This is a genomic window from Specibacter sp. NPDC078692 (genome assembly GCF_040686835.1).
GTDB lineage: Bacteria > Actinomycetota > Actinomycetes > Actinomycetales > Micrococcaceae > Specibacter.
On sequence record NZ_JBFBLV010000012.1, the window covers coordinates 21480 to 38809 of the forward strand.

Here is a 17330-nt window from a genome sequence, read left to right on the forward strand (position 1 = left end):
TGCGCAACCTGTGCACCTGTGCAACGGAGTCCCCGTGTCTACTACTTCTAGTTCTCCACCGTCGTATACGCCACCACGCCGCGGCGTAGCAGTTCAACAGCTTTCCGGCAGGTTCCGGAAAAACCGGGCTGCACATTTGGGACCTGGGAGAGCTGGCCCAAAAGGTCGATCACTTGCTTGGTCCAGCGCACAAAGTCACCCGCCGCCAGGTCGGTGCTGTTCAGGGCATCGTGCAGACTCCGCCCCTTGGCCCATTTGTACATGGCCCACACCAACCCCATCTCGGGCTCGCTGGTCAGCGGCAGCTTGTGCGATTCCTCAGCGTCCTGCAGCGCAGACCACAACACCACTACGTCTTCGGCTGCCTGTTCCAGACTGACGCTGGGCATGCGCGGGCGGGTGCCCTCGGCGTCGCGCTTGGATTGGTAGACCAGCGTGGTCACAAACGCCGCAAGTTCCGGCGCATCGAGATCGTTAAAGGCACCCTTGCGCAGTGCCAGAGCAATGAGCAGGTCCTTCTCACCGTACACGCGTCGCAAGCGTTGGCCGTCCTCGCTAGGCACCAGGTTCCCGGAAGGATCAGCCACCACGAATCCATAACTGGCCAGCAGATCAATCACCCGGTCAAAGGTTCGGGCGATGGTGTTGGTGCGGGCCTGGATGGCATGGACTATGCCATCTGTTTCCTTCCGCAGTTTCCACCAGCGCTCGGACCAACGCGCATGATCCTCACGCTCGCTACAGCCGTGGCACGGGTGGGCGCGCAGGTTTCGGCGCAGCGTGGCGATCGCCTCGTCGTCGGCCGCGGCAGATCCAGCAAATGAGAAGGCAGCTGAGCGGTGTGGACGCTGCGCTGCGGGCTCGGCCAGCTTGGCCTCGACAGCGGCCAACAGGTTGCGTTTGTCCTTGGGCACTTTGGGATTGAACCCCTTGGCGACACGTACTTGGCCCACCGGCTCCACGGGCCCGTCGAGATCCTGCACGTTCAGGCGCCGGTATTCCTTATCCATACCCAATACACCCGGCCGCGGTACGCGCGCTTTGCTGTCTTCATCAAGTACGACGGCGTAGCCCGGGTTGCGCCCGCCGCTCACCATGATCACGTCCCCAGCGCGCAGATTCGACATGGATTGGGCTACGGCGTCACGGCGCTGCTTGGCTTTGGACTTGGACGCGCCGGACTCGTGATCCGAGAGTTCCCGGCGCAGTTTGGCGTACTCGTTGAAGTCCCCCAAATGGCAGGTCATGGACTTTTCGTACCCCGACAGTGATTCCTCGCGGGAACGGACTTGGCGTGCCAGATCAACCACTGAACGGTCGGCCTGGAACTGGGCAAAGGAGGATTCCAAAATGGAGCGCGTACGGACCCGGCCAAATTGGGCGATGAGGTTGATGCTCATGTTGTAGGTGGGGCGGAAGCTCGAGTTCAGCGGGTAGGTGCGCTTGGAAGCCAAGCCGCCCACAGCGGCCGGGTCTGTCCCAGGCTGCCACAGCACTACGGCGTGACCTTCAACGTCGATGCCACGCCGCCCGGCGCGGCCTGTCAGCTGGGTGTACTCGCCCGCGGTGATGCCCACATGAGCCTCGCCGTTGTATTTCTCAAGTTTTTCCAGTACCACGGTGCGGGCTGGCATATTGATGCCCAGGGCCAGCGTTTCAGTGGCGAAGACGGCGCGGACCAGTCCGTCCACAAACAGGTCTTCCACCACTTCTTTGAAACTGGGCAGCATCCCTGCGTGGTGGGCGGCGAGTCCTCGCAGGAGACCGTCACGCCAGCCCCAATAACCCAGTACCTCCCTATCCGAGTCGGGAAGTTCCGCGCAGGCTGTGTCTACACGGCGCGCAATCTCGACTTGTTCCTCAGCTGTGGTCAGCCAGAGCCCTGCGGCCGAACATTGTTGTACGGCGGCGTCGCAGGCGGCACGGGAAAAGATAAAGGTGATGGCAGGTAACAGGTTCTTGCTCTCCAGCGCCCTGATGACTTGCGGGCGGGAGGCGGCGCGGGCCCACCCCTGAGGGCTGCCCTGGGAACCTCCGTTGCGGGTGCCGTGATCCTGCCGGGAAGCGTCCTGGTAGCCGCGGCCGCGAGATCCGCCGCCACCTCTACGGCCGTGGCTTGAGCCCCTTCCGGTGCTGACGGATTCGCTGCGGGCAAGTTTGAGTAGTTCAGCGTTGATTTTGGGGGTTTTGGCCGTACTGACGGCCCGGCGTTCTTGGGTTCCGGGGCCCACCGTTTCGGGGGCAATTTCATCAAACGCTACGTTCTCGGCGAAGAGGTCCACCAAGTCCTTGCGGACCATGATGTGCTGCCATAGCGGCACCGGGCGGTGCTCGGAGACCACCACGGCGGTGTCGCCCCGGACGCTACCTAGCCAGGCACCAAATTCTTCTGCGTTGGAGACGGTTGCACTCAGTGAAATGACGGAGACTTCACTGGGAAGATGGATGATCACTTCTTCCCACACAGCCCCACGGAAGCGGTCGGCCAAGTAGTGGACCTCATCCATGACCACGTAGGCCAGACCGGTCAGTGTGTGGGAGTCGGCGTACAGCATGTTCCGGAGTACCTCGGTGGTCATGACCACTACGGGCGCTTCGGAATTGATGCTGGTATCCCCGGTTAGCAGGCCTACGTTTTCTGCGCCATATTTGGCACAAAATTCCTGGAACTTTTGATTGCTCAGGGCCTTGATGGGGGTGGTGTAGAACGCCTTGTTCCCACGTTGCAGAGCTAGATAAACAGCGAACTCGCCTACGATGGTTTTCCCGGCGCCGGTAGGTGCAGCAACTAAAACACCGCGACCGGCCTGAACGGCGCGGCACGCGGTGTTTTGAAACTCGTCAAGGTCAAAATTCAGGCCCGCTTTGAAGTCCCCAAGATCGGATCTGTCATCTTGAACCCGCAGCTTCGCTGCCAAGAATCGTTCGGAAGGACTTAGCATGTCTGATGTGGGCATAGTACAAGCCTACGTCAGCCAGACTGGCTCAAAGCTCAGAGTAATTCCAGATCAGTTGAGGGTGTAGCAACATCCGCGTTGGCTTCAGATTCGACCACCTTTTTGGCTTCCTTGCGGTCCCTACGTTTGTCATTGAGCATGCACAACCCAATGGCACCGAAGTACAGCACCAGCAGGGGTGCAGCCAAGAAGAACATGCTCATGACGTCCGAGCCAGGTGCGGCCATGGCCGAAACAATGGTGACGCCCAAAATGGTGAAACGCCAAGCCTTCAGGTAGGTCTTTCCCCGCACCATGCCAATGGCGTTGAGCGCAAAGAGCAATACCGGCACCAAGAAGGCTACGCCCATGAAGAGCATCAGCTGCAGGGCAAACTGCAGGTAATCGATCGCCTTCATCAAGTTGGCACTCTCGGTATTCGCCGGAGTGAAAGACGTCAACGCCTTGACAATGTTTGGCCAGATAGTCCAGCCAGCAAAGATCCCGGCCAAAAACAGTGGCACCGAGGCGAACATATAGGACAGCGTGTACCGGCGTTCCTTTTTCGTCAGACCCGGAGTGATAAACGCCCAGAGCTGATAAATCCATACCGGTGAGGCAATGATCAAGCCAAGGATCAGCGAGATCTGAATCTTCAAGTCAAAGGACGTTGTCACGCCCTCGAAGTTCAGCGAGGCAACAATGTTTCGGCTCTCACTGATGTCGCGTAGTGGCTGGGTAATGGCGTACATCAGCGGATCGTAGAGGATCCAGCCGAGGACCACACCCGGGATCATGGCCAAGGCGCTCTTGAAGAGGCGATTGCGCGCCTCAATCAAGTGTGCCTTGAGCGGCATCCGGCCTTCAGGGTTGGCCTTACGGCCCTTTGTGGCACCCACCGGCTTGGCGACGGTTTCTATGACTGAGCGCCGGTACCGGTTCCGGTACCGTCGCCCGTGGCGTTGCCCTGTGCCGGATTGTTAACGATCTTGCCCTCAAACGGGGCTTCAGGCTCAGGGGAAGCGGTGGGAGCAGGAGCTGCCTTCTCGTCCTTGCCGTCGTTCTTCATTTCCTTGACCTCGGACTTGATAATCCGCATGGACTGACCCAGGCTGCGAGCCATGCCCGGCAGCTTGGGGGCTGCGAAGAGCAGAAGTACAACAATGATAATGATGGTGATAGCCCAGGGGCTCTCAAAAAGTCTTCCCACGGTAAAGCCTTTCCTTTTGGTTCATCCTACGTCTTGTAATGCTTCGATGTCGCGCAAGGATTGGAGCTGTCCGCGTTCTTTCCTGCGGGCGACGCGCCGTTGGAGTCGGGCGAAACGCCGTTCTTCTTTGGCAGCTAGGTAATCATGCTTCATTTCTTCAGGGGTTGCAAAAACCGCAGCGCCCGGAACTACATTACGCGGTTCTGTGATGTGTTGCACTTTGGCGCGTTCTAGGCTTGTGTCCCAATAAGTGCTGCGCTCAGCCGAGATCTCGCTGACGGTGCGCATCACCGCCATGGCGCCGCGCCACAGCTTGAAACCCAAAAAGAGAACGAAAAGCAGGGACAGGGCTGTAAGCGCTATCCAAATGAGAATCCAAGACCACCAAGGCATGTGATGAGTCTATCGGCCCACGCTGGGAATAGCCCGGACTGTTTCGCCGTCAGCGTCATAGCTGGTGGCCGATTCGCTCAGCCAGGCTGCTACCTGTTGGCGGACCGGTTCCGGGCCAGCAACGCGAGCGTGACCCCCTAGCCGCGCCATGAGCGGGGCCAGAGTGGAGGTGTCCCCCACCAGTAGCTGCAGACCCACCATGCCGCCGCCGAGGTCGAAGAGCTGGGCATTGTAGGCTGGTGCCAGCCTTCTGGCAGTGGTGGAATCGGCGATCAGCTGGACTTGTTGATCGCCGCTGCCTGGACTGTAAATGCTGCCGCCGGGCTGCCAGTCGACCGAGGTGGCTGGCACATGGGCTTGGGTGCCGGCGTCGCTCATTTCTTGGATGCGGTCCACCCGGAAACTGCGCAGCCCCTCCACTTTGCGGCACCAAGCACGCAGATACCAGGTTGCATCCAGAGAAAAGAGCCGCAACGGTTCCACGATGCGTTCACTGACCTCGTCCCGGTGGCGCACAAGGTAGGTGATGGAGCATGCGCGGCCTTGTTGGATGATGTTCTGCAGGGCGGCAACATTGTCCATTTCTTTGCCGGAGACCAGGTGAAGTCCGACGGCGTCAGCTAGCCAGGCGTCCTTGCCAGCCACCGCGGTGAGTGAGGCAATGGCTTGTTCGAGAGCGCGCGCCCGGCCGGGTGCCGGGATGGTGGACAGGGCCTGTAGGCCGATCAATACGGAGCAGGCTTCCTCTTGGGTGAGGCGCAGGGGGCTGGCCAGTGTTTCTGCATCCCTGATAAAGACTTGGCCGGATTCGGTGGAGACATCCATAAGATCTCCCGGGAAATACCCGGGCAGTCCGGTCAGGCTCAGCGTGTCCCGATCCTTCTCCCACTGTTTGGCGCTGATACCGAACTCAGCCATGACCTCGGACTCTTCCACTCCCGGGTTCGTCACCAGGTACGGCACCATGGATAAGAGCCGGACCAGCCGTTCACGAGAATCTGGCTTGCGTGAGTTGGCCGGGGCCATTGGCTTGGACCAGTTCAGAGTTTGGGGCTCCTGCTCAGCCGCAGCGGCGGCCCTGTGCAACCGCCCGGCCACGGCGTCTTTTAGTTCGGCAGGAGCCACAACGAACGCCTGGGCACCCATGGCAGCAACGTCGTCGGCCATGAGTTCAGGCGAACGGTAGGTGGTAGTCAGTACCTCCCAGCCCTCCCTGCTCCAAAGAAGATCGTCCAAGCCATCATCGGCGGCTTGTGCTTCTGGAGCTTGTGTCTGTGACGTTTGTAACGCTGCGGCTTGGCCCATTGCCTCGGTGCGCAGCCAGTGGGCCGAGCCTTCCGGAACGCCGATGTGTGCGCTGAGTTCGGTCCCCGTGCCCAGTCGACTCAGGACAGTACCGATCTGGAAATTTGCCGGTGGCTCAAAGCGCTCCTTGCCGTGCACCAACACCTCGGAAGTGATGCGTGAGAGGCGAAAATTGCGTTCTGCATTCTTCTCCAGGTCGTACGCAGCCAAATACCATTGGCCGTACTTGCTTCCCAGCCCCCACGGCTGGACGGTGCGAGGGGTGGCCTGGGCGGTGGCGGACTTACGGTAGTCGAACGTGACCGGGTGATGGTTGCGCAGAGCATCCCAGAGCGCCTCGAAGGCCGGCTCAGCCGTACGGATCCGTGACTGTGAAGTGGTGTCGTCCTCGTACCAGCCGGTGCCGGTACGAGCCGCAATTTTGCGCAATGCCGATTGGGCCGGTGCCCCGAGTGAAGCTCCCGCCCACAGGTTGGCTGCGATGGCCAGCAGCGTCATGGCTGACTCGTCGAGACGGATTTCAGGGACACGATAGTCCTCCGGGCGGATGCGGTACAGCACCTGTTCCTGAGCATCGTTTCCGGCAACCTCGGATTGCTTCAAGGGAATGCCGAGTTCCAAAAGGATCTTCTTGTCGCGTTCGAACATACGCTCAAACGAGACCTGAGCCTTCTCGTCATCGGCACCAGCATCGCTGGCATAGCCGTTGATGTGGTTCCGAATATGGCTCTTGCTGTATCCGCGCCGGGTACCCAGAAGGGCGATCACCAGGTTCAACAGACGTTCTGTGGCATCAATTTTTGTGGACACCTTGTCAGCGTACTAGGTGGCGTGGCGCTTTCAGGGCATGACTGCGTCCACGTTACGACGAAAAATGCCGCCGCTTGACGTAAATGCCACGGTCTGAACTATGGCAGATGCGTCAAACGACGGCATTTTTGTGAAACGGGAGCTTAGCGAACGGCTACCAGGTCAACCACGAAGATCAGTGCTTCGTTCGGGCCAATGGCTCCGCCGGCACCGCGTGAGCCGTAAGCCAGCTCCGAGGGGATCTCCAAACGACGACGGCCACCGACCTTCATGCCTAGGAGGCCCTGGTCCCAGCCCTGGATGACCTGACCAATGCCAGCCTTGAAGTCCAGCGGTGCGCCGCGGCCCCAGGAGGAATCGAATTCCTCACCGGTGGAGAAGGCGACTCCGACGTAGTGGGTTGAGACGGTGCTGCCACGCACTACTTCGGTGCCGGTGCCCTCGATCAAGTCCTCAATCACCAGTTCGGTGGGGACTTCGTGGGCCGGGAAATCAATTTCCGGCTTAGTGCGGTCTAGTTTGCGGTCTCCGAAAGACATAATGCTCCTTGGGGTTGGTTTTGGGGTTGTTGGTGTTACTTGATACCTAGGATATCAACGACAAAGACCAGATCGCCCTTGGCGTCGCCCTGGCCAGCTGCACCGTAGGCCAAGTCCGCGGGAATCTGCAGTAGAACACGTGAGCCCACGGTCTTGCCTGCGAGGCCTTGGGTCCAGCCCTTAATGACTTGTTGCAAAGAAAGCTCTGCGACCTGGCCCCGGTCGAAGCTGGAATCAAATTTTGCCCCGCCAACAAGGTTCACACCGACGTAGTTGGCAACAATGCTGTCTGTGGCCTTTACGACAGCACCCTTACCCTTGATCAGATCCTGGGCAATGAGTTCCTTGGAAGCCTTGGCATCACCAATGGTGATCTGAGGGATTCCCTTGTCATCGTCTTTGACAGTGGGAAGACCTGCTGGCGGTGTCACCGACTCGCCTTCAGGGGCCGACAATGGCGCAACTACGGGCGGCACATCCGCAGCGGACTTTACCTGGAACACGCTCAAGCTGGCAGCTTGTGCAGCCTGTGCCGGAGTTTCGGTGCTGCCTTGGGTCGCTGCGCTACCTGCAAGTCCGTAGGCAATGTAGGAACCCACTTTGGCGCTGGAAAAAATGGAGTACACCAAGGGGAACTGGTCCCTGAAGGAATCGTTGAGAACGATCGTTCCACCGGCGTCCTTGGTGAAGGACTCGTCAAGAACCTCGCCGGTCTCAGCGTTGAGTGCCACTTCACGGAACTCAACAGCCTGCCCAGCCTTCACCTGGGCTCCGGTGCCCGGGGTCATGAGGCGCATGGACTCATCCGTGATGGCCAGTGGCTTGTCAAAGGTGACCGCGGGGGCCTTTCCTTCGCCCTGATCCTCAGCCTTGACCGAAGCAAGTACCTCAGCGTGAGAGGGCGGGACCGAGACGGTAGAACTGGCCGAAGCATCCGGAGTTGCTTGGGAACAGGCTGTCACAAGAAGCAGGAGAGGAAGAAGCAGTGCAAGAAGTCGACGCACAGATACACTTTCGATGGCTGGATTAAACAGGTCAGGTGCCGTGGCGAAGCTTAGCAACCACGGTGAAGCTCTAAGATTTTCGGGCCGGTGTGCGATCACGCGAGTCAATCCTGTGTTCGTAAAACACGGCGTTCGTGAAACACGGCCAAACCTAGTTTATCGGGTAAAGCTGAATGAACGCTGTCCGTTGAGTGGCTATTGGCTTTGCAAGGACGCAATCAGTTCATCAACACGCTCATCAACGCTCTTGAACGGGTCCTTGCACAGGATGGTCTGGTGGGATCTGTCATTGAGTTTTAGATGCACCCAGTCAACGGTGTAATCACGCCCAGATTTCCGGGCGGCGTTGACAAATTGCCCACGCAGGTGCGCCCGAGTGGTGCTCGGGGCTATGTCGACGGCCTCTGCAATCTCGGCGCCGCTCATCAATTTCGCTGCCGCCCCCCGACGTTCGAGCATGTTGAAGAGCCCGCGTTGCGGGTCAATGTCGTGATAGCGCAGGTCCAGCTGACCCACTTGTGCCGATCCCCACGGCAGGTTATGCCTGTCTGCGTAGGAGCCTAGGAGCTTGGCTTTGATGGCCCAGTCAATCTCCGTGTCAATGCTCGAGTAGTTCTGGGATTCAATGGCGTCAAGGGTCCGTTCCCACAAGTCGAGAATGCGTGGAACCAAGTTGTTGTGGGCGCCGTGGGAGCGCACAAAGCCACTAACTTTTTCTAGATAGTGCCGCTGTATATCCAACGCAGTCATGGTCCGGCCGTCGGCCATCTTCAACGGGTGGGATCCGGTGAGATCGTGGGAGATTTCGCGGATGCTGCGAATAGGGTTCTCAAGGCGCATGTCGGTCATGATGGTGCCGGCCTCCACCATACGCAGAATGAGATCCATGCTTCCCACCTTCAACATACTGGTGGTCTCGGACATGTTCGAATCCCCCACAATGACGTGCAGGCGGCGATACAGTTCCGCATCGGCATGCGGCTCGTCCCTGGTGTTGATGATGGGGCGGGATCGGGTGGTGGCCGAGGACACGCCCTCCCAAATATGGTCGGCACGTTGAGAGAAAGCGAACTTACCACCCTGCTGGGCAGGCAGCACCCTGCCGGCGCCGGCAATTAGCTGCCGTGTCACCAGGAACGGAATGAGGATGTCCGCTAGGCGGTTGAATTCCCCTCGTCGTGTTATCAGGTAGTTCTCGTGGCTACCGTAGGAATTTCCAGCGGAATCCACATTGTTCTTGAACAAGAAGATCTTCCCGGCATATCCGTCCTGTGCCAGCTTGATCTGGGCCTCCTGCACCAAATCGTGCAGAATCAACTCACCGGCCCGGTCCTGGGCGATCAACTGGGCGATGCCATCACACTCTGCCGTCGCATACTCGGGGTGAGACCCTACGTCTAGGTACAGGCGGGAGCCGTTGGGCAAGAAGACGTTGGAGGAACGGCCCCAGCTGACCACCTTGCGAAAGAGGTACCGAGCCACTTCTTCCGGGGACAAGGGCCGGGACCCGGGCGCTGAATAGGTAACGCCAAATTCGGTTTCGATGCCAAATATCCGCCGGTCCACCGGTCAGGTCTCCTTTATATTGATGTGTTCACATAGCTGAGTAATGTTTTGAGGCGAGGACAACTAGCCGCTGGCCAGGTGAGCTGCGAGTTCGGTGTCCTCTAGGCGCCGGAAAGCGCGATGGGATCCACGGACCCGGGAGGCATGGCGCTCCAGTACGGCAACTTCCAAAGTCGCGGCCTCGAGTGGTAAAAATACCGGGGCGTCGGTGGGCCCACTAGTACTGGCAGCATTGGCAGCATTGGCAGCACCGGTGTCGCTGGTGGCTCTGCGGGGAAACTCCAGCGCACCAACCGCCCAGCGCAGTGCGGACGCCAAATCAGCCCCGGGCTGCCACAGCTTTTCCAGAGCTGACTGCACCGTATCCGCTTGACCGCCCATGGCCAAGAATCCGGTTTCATCGGCAATGGAACCGTCAAAGTTCAGGCGGAAGATATGATCCTCTGATTCGCTCTCACCCACCTCGGCCACGGCCAGCTCAACTTCGAACGGCTTTTGTTCGGCGGTAAAGACTGTGCCCAAACTTTGGGCGTACACACTGGCCAGGCCTCGAGCTGTCACATCAACCCGGTCATAGGAGTAACCGCGTACATCGGCGTAGCGGATACCAGCTTGGCGCAGGCTCTCAAATTCGTTGTATTTCCCCACCGCGGCAAAGGCGATGCGATCATAAATCTCGCCAATTTTATGCAGGGTGGCCGAAGGGTTCTCAGCCACGAGCGCCATGCCGTCCCGGTAACTGAGCACCACCACGGACCTGCCACGGGCAATGCCCTTGCGAGCAAAATCAGCCCTGTCCTTCATGACTTGTTCCGGTGACACGTAAAATTGTTGGCTCATCTCAGGCCTCCCGGCGTTCGGCGGTTCGGCGCGTCAAGATCTTGCTAACAACGGCAGCCAACGCTTCTTGCGGTACCCGGGCTGCGCCGTCGCGCGTCACCGCATAGACCACGGGCCACAACTGCCTGATCAGATCAGGGCCGCCGGTGGCGGAATCGTCGTCGGCGGCATCGATGAGCGCTTCCACGGCTACGGCTACCGCGTCATCTCCGGAGAGCTCCGGATGCCACAGCTTTTTCAGGGCGCCGCGTGCAAAGACTGATCCCGAACCGACACTGTGGTGTTCGAGTTCTTCATACCGGCCGCCGGTGACGTCGTAGGAGAACAGCCGCCCCGCCGCTTCGCCGCGTTCCATCCCGGCAAACAGGGGCACCACCGAAAGCCCTTGGAGCGCCATCGGGAGGTTTGCACGGACCATGGCCCCGAGCCGGTTGGCCTTGCCCTCGAGACTGAGGCGCGTGCCTTCAATCTTCTCGTAGTGCTCCAGCTCCACCTGGAATAGCCGCACCATGTCAATGGCGATACCTGCGGTCCCGGCGATACCCAGCACCGAATATTTGTCCGCTGGGAAGACTTTTTCAATCCGCCGGCTAGCGATCATCGAACCCATCGTGGCCCGACGGTCGCCCGCCATGAGCACGCCGCCGCTAAACGTCAACGCCACGATGGTGGTGCCATGCGGGGTGCTGGGCATACCGCCGGCAGGGAGCTCGCGCCCAAACGGCAGGAGCCCTGGATTGCTTCGGCTCACATGATCCAAGAACGACGACGAGGAGCCATCACCTTCTAGTGCCGGAAAGCCAGGGTGCTTGCTGCCATTGTGCCCAGTGCCGTCCATGGACCCTACTGACCGCCCTTTTGGACGAAGCCGCGCACGAATTCCTCAGCGTTGACTTCCAGGACACCGTCAATCTCATCCAGCAGGTCATCGACACCGGAGGTAGCGGCTTGGGCTGCTGCTGAGTCCGGGGTGGGCGTGGGTGCGGGAAGTTCATCCACGTGCTCTTCCTCGGTGCGCGAGGAGACGTTTTTCTGTTCCTGAGAAGCCATGATGCATCCTTCTTTACTGATTTCCCGGAGCCTTGTTCGGCACCTGCTCCCATACTGCCACGGACCCGCTGACTTTGTGTGCAGTCAGCGGGTCCGTGGTTTAAGTCAGTGGTTTAAGACAGTGCGAATTCAGATTCTGCAGTAATGCCTGAGGTAACAGAGCCTGCGGTATCAGAAGTCGGACGTTTGGATTAAGAAGCAGCCAGGATGCTATCCACCAAGGTGGCCAGTTCTGCGGCGGCTGCCTCATCGGCACCGCCACCCATCTTCACTACCGAGACCAGCAGGCCGCCCTGGAGCGCTTCCACTGTGACGGTGTTGTTGGTGCCGGTGGGCAGTTCTTGGGTGATCAGGGTTCCGTTGTCCTTTTCGGCGGAAGTGTCAACCTTGACCGGCTTCATGGTGGTCTTCACTGACTGACCGGCAATTTCCATGGTGAACGTGGAGCAGGCTCCCCGGTCGCCACTGGCACGGTCCATGGTCTCGGCGAGTACCTGAGGCTTGGCGGAGAGGATGGTGACGCCCATCATTTGTCCGGCGGTCACATCCCCTGTCCAGGTGCCAGCCGCGTAGACGCTGCCCTCAGGCAGTTCTGCGTTGGAGCTAGCGAACGCTTTGCACGCTTCGGGCGTGATGGTGATCGAGTCCATACTGGACTTTGCAAGATCCTGGCCTTGCTTCAAATCTGCGGCCGGAACCAGAGTGATCGGGTTACCGTCGGCATCCTTGAGGCCCTCCAGGATTGCTGTCAGCTCGGCCTCCGTGTATTCCTTGGACGAGGCGGCCTTCGTCTCCTCAGCCTTCGCTGTGGTGGACTCGGCGGCTGCGCTCTGCTCAGTTGAGGCTGCAGGGCTCTGCTCCGATGATGCATCCTGTGTTGCAGCACCGCTGCAAGATGTCAGCGCCAAAATGGCTGCTGCTGCGACCGAGATAAGGACGGACGGACGTGCGTTCTTACGTGCAGTATTCAATGAAAAAGTCATACTATCCCCCATTTGTATAATCGAATGACTAATTATATCTGATTCTCTACCGACGCCTCAACGGACTCCCTGCTAGTGCCCCGCAGCCAAGAGCGTGGTCAGAAAATCCTGCAGCTCGGAGTGGGTATCGAATAGCTCACGGGTCAGCAATTCGGTCCCCCGCAGCGGTTCCTTCGTAGAAACACGTTGCAATCTGCGCAGCTCAGGTACTTCAAAGATGACGGAATCCCAGCTGGCCCCCACCACATGCCGGCCAAAGGCCTGAATGCAGCGGCCACGGAAATAGGCCCGGGTATCGGCTGGCGGCTGCCGCACGGCAGCCGCAATGGACTCATCGGTGACCAGCCGCTCGATGCGCCCGCGCTGGAGCAACTTGTAGTAGAGGCCTTTCTCGGGACGGATATCAGACCATTGCAGGTCTATGAGTCCTAGGCGCGGATCATCCCACGACATCTTGTCCCGAGCCCGGTATTGCTGGAGCAGGTTTAGTTTGGCGACCCATTCCAGTTGTCCGGCCAGACTCATGGGATCGTCCCCCAGCGCTGTCAGCACTTCTTCCCATTTAGCCAAGACCATGCTGGTGTGGCCGTCCCCCGTGTCGGGGTGGCTCGATCCGTTGGCAACGCAGTGGGCTTGCGCTGCCGTCAGGTATTGCCATTGCACATCCAAGGCACTGACCAAGCGGCCATCGATAAGTTGGTGCTTTTCCTTGAGCTCCCAATCGTGGCTAATAGCGCGCAGGGTTGCCACCGAATCCGCAAATTCCAGTTCGGGTGCACTACCGTGTTCAATCATGTCGAGCACAAGCGCCGTGGTGCCGAATTTGAGAAAATTGGAGACTTGGCACAAATTGGCGTCGCCTATGATCACATGCAAGCGCCGGTATTTCTCGGCCGTGGCGTGCGGTTCGTCTCTGGTGTTGATGATGGGCCGGCGAATGGTTGTTTCTAGCCCAACTTCTGCTTCAAAGAAGTCAGCCCGCTGGGTGATTTGGAAGCCGTGGCCCGAACCATCCTGGCCCAGGCCAACACGGCCAGCCCCGCACATGATGGCGCGAGTAACAAAGAACGGCGTCAGCCCGGCCACAATGTCCTTGAACGGGACACTGCGGGGCATCAGATAGTTCTCGTGGCTGCCGTAGGAGACCGACTTGTTGTCAGTGTTGTTCTTGTACAGATTGATGGCAGGTACACCCGGGGTGGCGCCAATCCTGCGTACCGCGGCCAGTGCCACCAGATCCCCGGCCGCGTCCCAGCGCACGGCGTCAAGCGGGTTGGTCACCTCAGGTGAGGAGTATTCCGGGTGGGCATGGTCCACGTAGAGCCGCGCCCCATTGCCCAACACCATGTTCATCATCAGTGGGGTCGAACTCTCACCAACCTCACCGACTTCCCCGCCTTCCAATGCGATTTGGGCGGCCGTCAGCACAGGTTCAGAATCCGTCAGCTGGCTAGGGTCCGCAACGGAGCGTGGCATGGACCAGCCGCGGGCATCCGCCAAGGGGTCCTCGTCGGTGTAGTCCCAGCGGGTTTCCCCACCGGCGGAGGCCCTGTGATTTGTTTCCCTCGAATACGCGTGCACCACCTGGGTGGAGAGCCAAGTGGCGTTGAACTCTTGGGTACCCGGCGCGTGGATCCCGTATTCTGTCTCGGCCCCCATGACCCGGATGGCACTCACAAGTACTGCCCCGTGTTCGGCAGGGTTTCCAACGTCCGTCCCGGAACTTGGCCTTCTTTACTCTGCACGATGGTGCGGATGTAGGTGATCCGTTCCCCCTTCTTACCGGAAATTCGGGCCCAGTCATCGGGGTTGGTGGTATTGGGCATGTCCTCGTGTTCCCGGAACTCATCCACCACCGCACGCAGCATGTGTTCGATCCGAATCCCCTTCTCACCACTGGTCAACAGGTCCTTGATGGCGTATTTCTTGGCCCTATCCACCACGTTTTGAATGACCGCACCGGAGTTGAAGTCCTTGAAATACAGCATCTCGGTATCACCGTTGGCATAGGTCACCTCAAGAAACTCATTGCCCTTGTTCGTGGCATACATGGCCTCAACCGTGCGCTGAATCATGGCGTCAACGGTCTCCTGCAAGCTGCCGTGGTTCGCTGCAACATCATCGGCGTGGAAGGGCAGCTTGGTGGTGACATACTTCGTGAAAATATCTGCAGCTGATTCCGCGTCGGGGCGCTGGATTTTGACCTTGACGTCCAGACGGCCGGGCCTCAGGATGGCGGGGTCAATCATGTCCTCACGGTTGGAGGCACCGATCACAATCACGTTATCGAGACGTTCGACGCCGTCGATCTCGCTCAGTAGCTGCGGCACAATGGTGGTCTCTACGTCCGAGGAAACGCCCGTGCCGCGGGTGCGGAAGAGTGAATCCATCTCGTCAAAGAACACCACCACGGCGCTACCGTCAGAGGCTTTTTCTCGGGCGCGGCTGAAGATCAGACGGATCTGTCGCTCCGTCTCGCCCACATACTTATCCAGCAGTTCCGGGCCCTTGATGTTCAAAAAGTAGCTCTTTTGATCCTTGACCCCGGAGCGTTCGGCGGCTCGCTGAGCCAAAGAGTTCGCCACGGCCTTCGCGATGAGCGTCTTGCCACAGCCGGGAGGGCCGTACAACAGAATGCCCTTGGGCGCCTTGAGCCCGTGCTCACGGTAGAGGTCAGGATGCAGGAAGGGCAATTCAACAGCATCGCGTATTTGTTCAATCTGCGAGGCCAATCCGCCAATATCGGCGTAAGAGATGTCTGGAACTTCCTCCAGGATCAGATTCTCTACCTCTGATCGCGGAATCTTTTCCATGGCGTAGCCGGTGCGTCCGTCCATGGTGAGCGCATCGCCCACCTTGACGACGCCACCCTGCAAAGCGCCGGCAAGCCGGAGCACCCGTTCCTCATCGGCCCGGCCCACCACCATGGCACGGTCCGTTCCGAGCAATTCCTTCACCGTGACGAGCTCACCAACGTCGGGCAGTCCCAACGCGGCGATGACTGTGTAGGCCTCGTTGAGCAGCACCTCTTGCCCCACTGAGAGATCATTCATGCGCAGCAAGGGGCTCAGTGAAACGCGCATTTTACGGCCCGATGCATACACATCCAGGTTTTCTTTCATTACGGCGGTGCTGGCGCCTGTCGTGGCCGAAGCCCGATTCAGGGACAAAATGGTCCCGAAACTGTAGGGCGGTTCGCCGTCGTTTTCCAGGGCGCTGCGAAGTTTGAGAATCTCCGTCTTGGCTGTTTCCAGCACTGCGACCAGCTTGGAGTTGTTCGCCGTTGCCGATGCCAGCTGACGGTCCAAGTTGCGGGCCTTGTCGCGGAGCACATTGAGCTGGCGTTCGAGCACGGCCTGCTGGCCGGGGCCGATAGAGTAGCTGGCCCCGAGGGAGCCAGGCGCGGGTGTTCCCGTGCCTGGCGTGCTGCCGTCCTCGGGAAGTTCTGGGGTGGAGTGCGTTGAGTCGTTCATGACTTTGTATCCTTCCGCGGTGTATGCCGCCGCAGCCGTGGCTAACCGGTACTGCCGATCTTAGTGCTACTGCTCGCCGAAGCCGTCTTGTCGGGTTTCAGTTTCCTCCGACTGCTCTTGGTTCCGCTTGGTTTGTACCGTCGAAGAGGCATCGCGGGCGGCACGGCGCAGCTTCTTATCTGAGACTGAACGCTCGCCCACCGCGGCCGGTGTCCACGCGTCCAGGTCTTCCTGAGCAAAGTCAGTTTTCGACGCGCGGCGCTTGGGTGTCATCCCTGTGACCCCGTCGGCGAGGCGGCGGGTCACCATCAAGAAACCTGTGTGGGCCACCATGCGGTGGTCAGGGCGCACTGCCAGGCCTTCAAGGTGCCAGCCGCGAACCATGGACTCCCAGGCGTCGGGCTCGGTGAAGCGGCCGTCGGCACGGATGGCCTCGGCGGTGCGGGACAGCTGGGTCACGGTGGCAACGTAGTTGATCCAGACGCCGCCGGGAGCCAGAACGGTGGCGACGGCGTCTAGGCACTCCCAGGGAGCCAACATGTCCAGGACGACACGGTCAACGCTGCCGGGGGCTTCCTGCTCTACTACCTGGTCTTGGAAGTCACCGAGGGAGATCTTCCAGGCGGGGTGCGGGCCGCCGAAAATAGTTTCCACGTTGCCGCGGGCAATGTCGGCAAATTCCTGACGGCGTTCGAAGGAATGCAAGTAACCCTGATCTCCTACAGCACGCAGCAAGGAGATGGACAGGGCTCCGGAACCAACGCCGGCTTCAACCACGCGGGCGCCGGGGAAAATATCACCCATGGTGATGATCTGGCCGGCATCCTTCGGGTACACCACCGCGGCACCGCGGGGCATGGACAGGACAAAGTCAGAGAGCAACGGACGCAGTGCTTGGTACTGCTGGCCCACGTTGCTTTCCACCATGGAGCCCTCGGGCTGGCCGATCAAAAGATCGTGATTCAAGAAGCCCTTGTGTGTGTGGTAGGCCGTGCCGGGGGTCAAGGTGATGGTGTTCATGCGGCCACGTTCATCGGTGAGCTGCACGCGTTCGCCGGAGCGGAAAGGCCCACGCCGTGATGCGGCACCGTGAGGCCGCTGGCCGGTTTCTGGCGTTGTTTCGTCTTGCTTCATCGGGTGGTTCCTCACGTTTGGTGCCTAAAGGTCAGCGGTTGCGGCCCGCAGTGGGGGCCTGGTCAGAGTGAAATGCTAGGAAAGGGA

The 17330-nt window shown here is 59.7% G+C and carries 15 protein-coding genes; all 15 read right to left on the reverse strand.

Going from position 1 to position 17330, the window contains the following annotated elements:
- Nucleotides 1-47 precede the first annotated feature (47 nt).
- The 15 genes from AB0O97_RS10240 to AB0O97_RS10310 all read right to left on the reverse strand — a co-directional run bounded on the left by AB0O97_RS10240 (nucleotide 48) and on the right by AB0O97_RS10310 (nucleotide 17243).
- Nucleotides 48-2957: a DEAD/DEAH box helicase gene (locus tag AB0O97_RS10240; RefSeq protein WP_363882195.1), complete on the reverse strand. Its 2910-nt coding sequence runs from the start codon at nucleotides 2955-2957 to the stop codon at nucleotides 48-50.
- A gap of 35 nt (nucleotides 2958-2992) precedes the next feature.
- Complete coding sequence (gene tatC / locus AB0O97_RS10245) at nucleotides 2993-3835, reverse strand: twin-arginine translocase subunit TatC (protein ID WP_363840621.1); 843 nt, start codon at nucleotides 3833-3835, stop codon at nucleotides 2993-2995.
- 17 nt (nucleotides 3836-3852) lie between these two features.
- Nucleotides 3853-4146: a Sec-independent protein translocase subunit TatA gene (gene tatA, locus AB0O97_RS10250; RefSeq protein WP_363840619.1), complete on the reverse strand. Its 294-nt coding sequence runs from the start codon at nucleotides 4144-4146 to the stop codon at nucleotides 3853-3855.
- A gap of 21 nt (nucleotides 4147-4167) precedes the next feature.
- The gene (locus tag AB0O97_RS10255; RefSeq protein ID WP_363882197.1) at nucleotides 4168-4539 is read right to left on the reverse strand and encodes a hypothetical protein; all 372 of its coding nucleotides are present in this window, start codon (nucleotides 4537-4539) and stop codon (nucleotides 4168-4170) included.
- A gap of 9 nt (nucleotides 4540-4548) precedes the next feature.
- On the reverse strand, nucleotides 4549-6654 hold the full coding sequence (locus AB0O97_RS10260) for a WYL domain-containing protein (protein ID WP_363882198.1): 2106 nt from the start codon (nucleotides 6652-6654) through the stop codon (nucleotides 4549-4551).
- 143 nt (nucleotides 6655-6797) lie between these two features.
- A complete protein-coding gene (locus AB0O97_RS10265; protein ID WP_363840610.1) occupies nucleotides 6798-7193 on the reverse strand; it encodes an FKBP-type peptidyl-prolyl cis-trans isomerase in 396 nt (131 codons plus the stop codon).
- Nucleotides 7194-7228: 35 nt separating this feature from the next.
- Nucleotides 7229-8155, reverse strand: coding sequence for an FKBP-type peptidyl-prolyl cis-trans isomerase (locus AB0O97_RS10270; protein WP_363882200.1), 927 nt, complete (start codon nucleotides 8153-8155; stop codon nucleotides 7229-7231).
- Nucleotides 8156-8392: 237 nt separating this feature from the next.
- Nucleotides 8393-9763 carry a Pup--protein ligase gene (pafA, locus tag AB0O97_RS10275; protein WP_363882202.1) on the reverse strand — a complete coding sequence of 457 codons (1371 nt, stop codon included), beginning with the start codon at nucleotides 9761-9763 and terminating at the stop codon, nucleotides 8393-8395.
- Between the two features lie 63 nt (nucleotides 9764-9826).
- The gene (prcA, locus tag AB0O97_RS10280) at nucleotides 9827-10603 is read right to left on the reverse strand and encodes a proteasome subunit alpha (RefSeq protein ID WP_363840601.1); all 777 of its coding nucleotides are present in this window, start codon (nucleotides 10601-10603) and stop codon (nucleotides 9827-9829) included.
- 1 nt (nucleotide 10604) lies between these two features.
- The gene (gene prcB, locus AB0O97_RS10285) at nucleotides 10605-11441 is read right to left on the reverse strand and encodes a proteasome subunit beta (protein WP_363882204.1); all 837 of its coding nucleotides are present in this window, start codon (nucleotides 11439-11441) and stop codon (nucleotides 10605-10607) included.
- A gap of 5 nt (nucleotides 11442-11446) precedes the next feature.
- Entirely contained in the window at nucleotides 11447-11653 is a 207-nt protein-coding gene (locus tag AB0O97_RS10290) for a ubiquitin-like protein Pup (RefSeq protein ID WP_363840595.1), read from the reverse strand.
- Between the two features lie 191 nt (nucleotides 11654-11844).
- On the reverse strand, nucleotides 11845-12636 hold the full coding sequence (locus AB0O97_RS10295) for a hypothetical protein (RefSeq protein WP_363882205.1): 792 nt from the start codon (nucleotides 12634-12636) through the stop codon (nucleotides 11845-11847).
- Nucleotides 12637-12708: 72 nt separating this feature from the next.
- Entirely contained in the window at nucleotides 12709-14295 is a 1587-nt protein-coding gene (gene dop, locus AB0O97_RS10300) for a depupylase/deamidase Dop (protein ID WP_363840590.1), read from the reverse strand.
- Nucleotides 14296-14309: 14 nt separating this feature from the next.
- Nucleotides 14310-16010, reverse strand: a complete 1701-nt coding sequence (gene arc, locus AB0O97_RS10305; protein ID WP_363882302.1) for a proteasome ATPase — start codon at nucleotides 16008-16010, stop codon at nucleotides 14310-14312.
- 165 nt (nucleotides 16011-16175) lie between these two features.
- Nucleotides 16176-17243 carry a tRNA (adenine-N1)-methyltransferase gene (locus AB0O97_RS10310; protein ID WP_363882207.1) on the reverse strand — a complete coding sequence of 356 codons (1068 nt, stop codon included), beginning with the start codon at nucleotides 17241-17243 and terminating at the stop codon, nucleotides 16176-16178.
- Nucleotides 17244-17330: the final 87 nt, after the last annotated feature.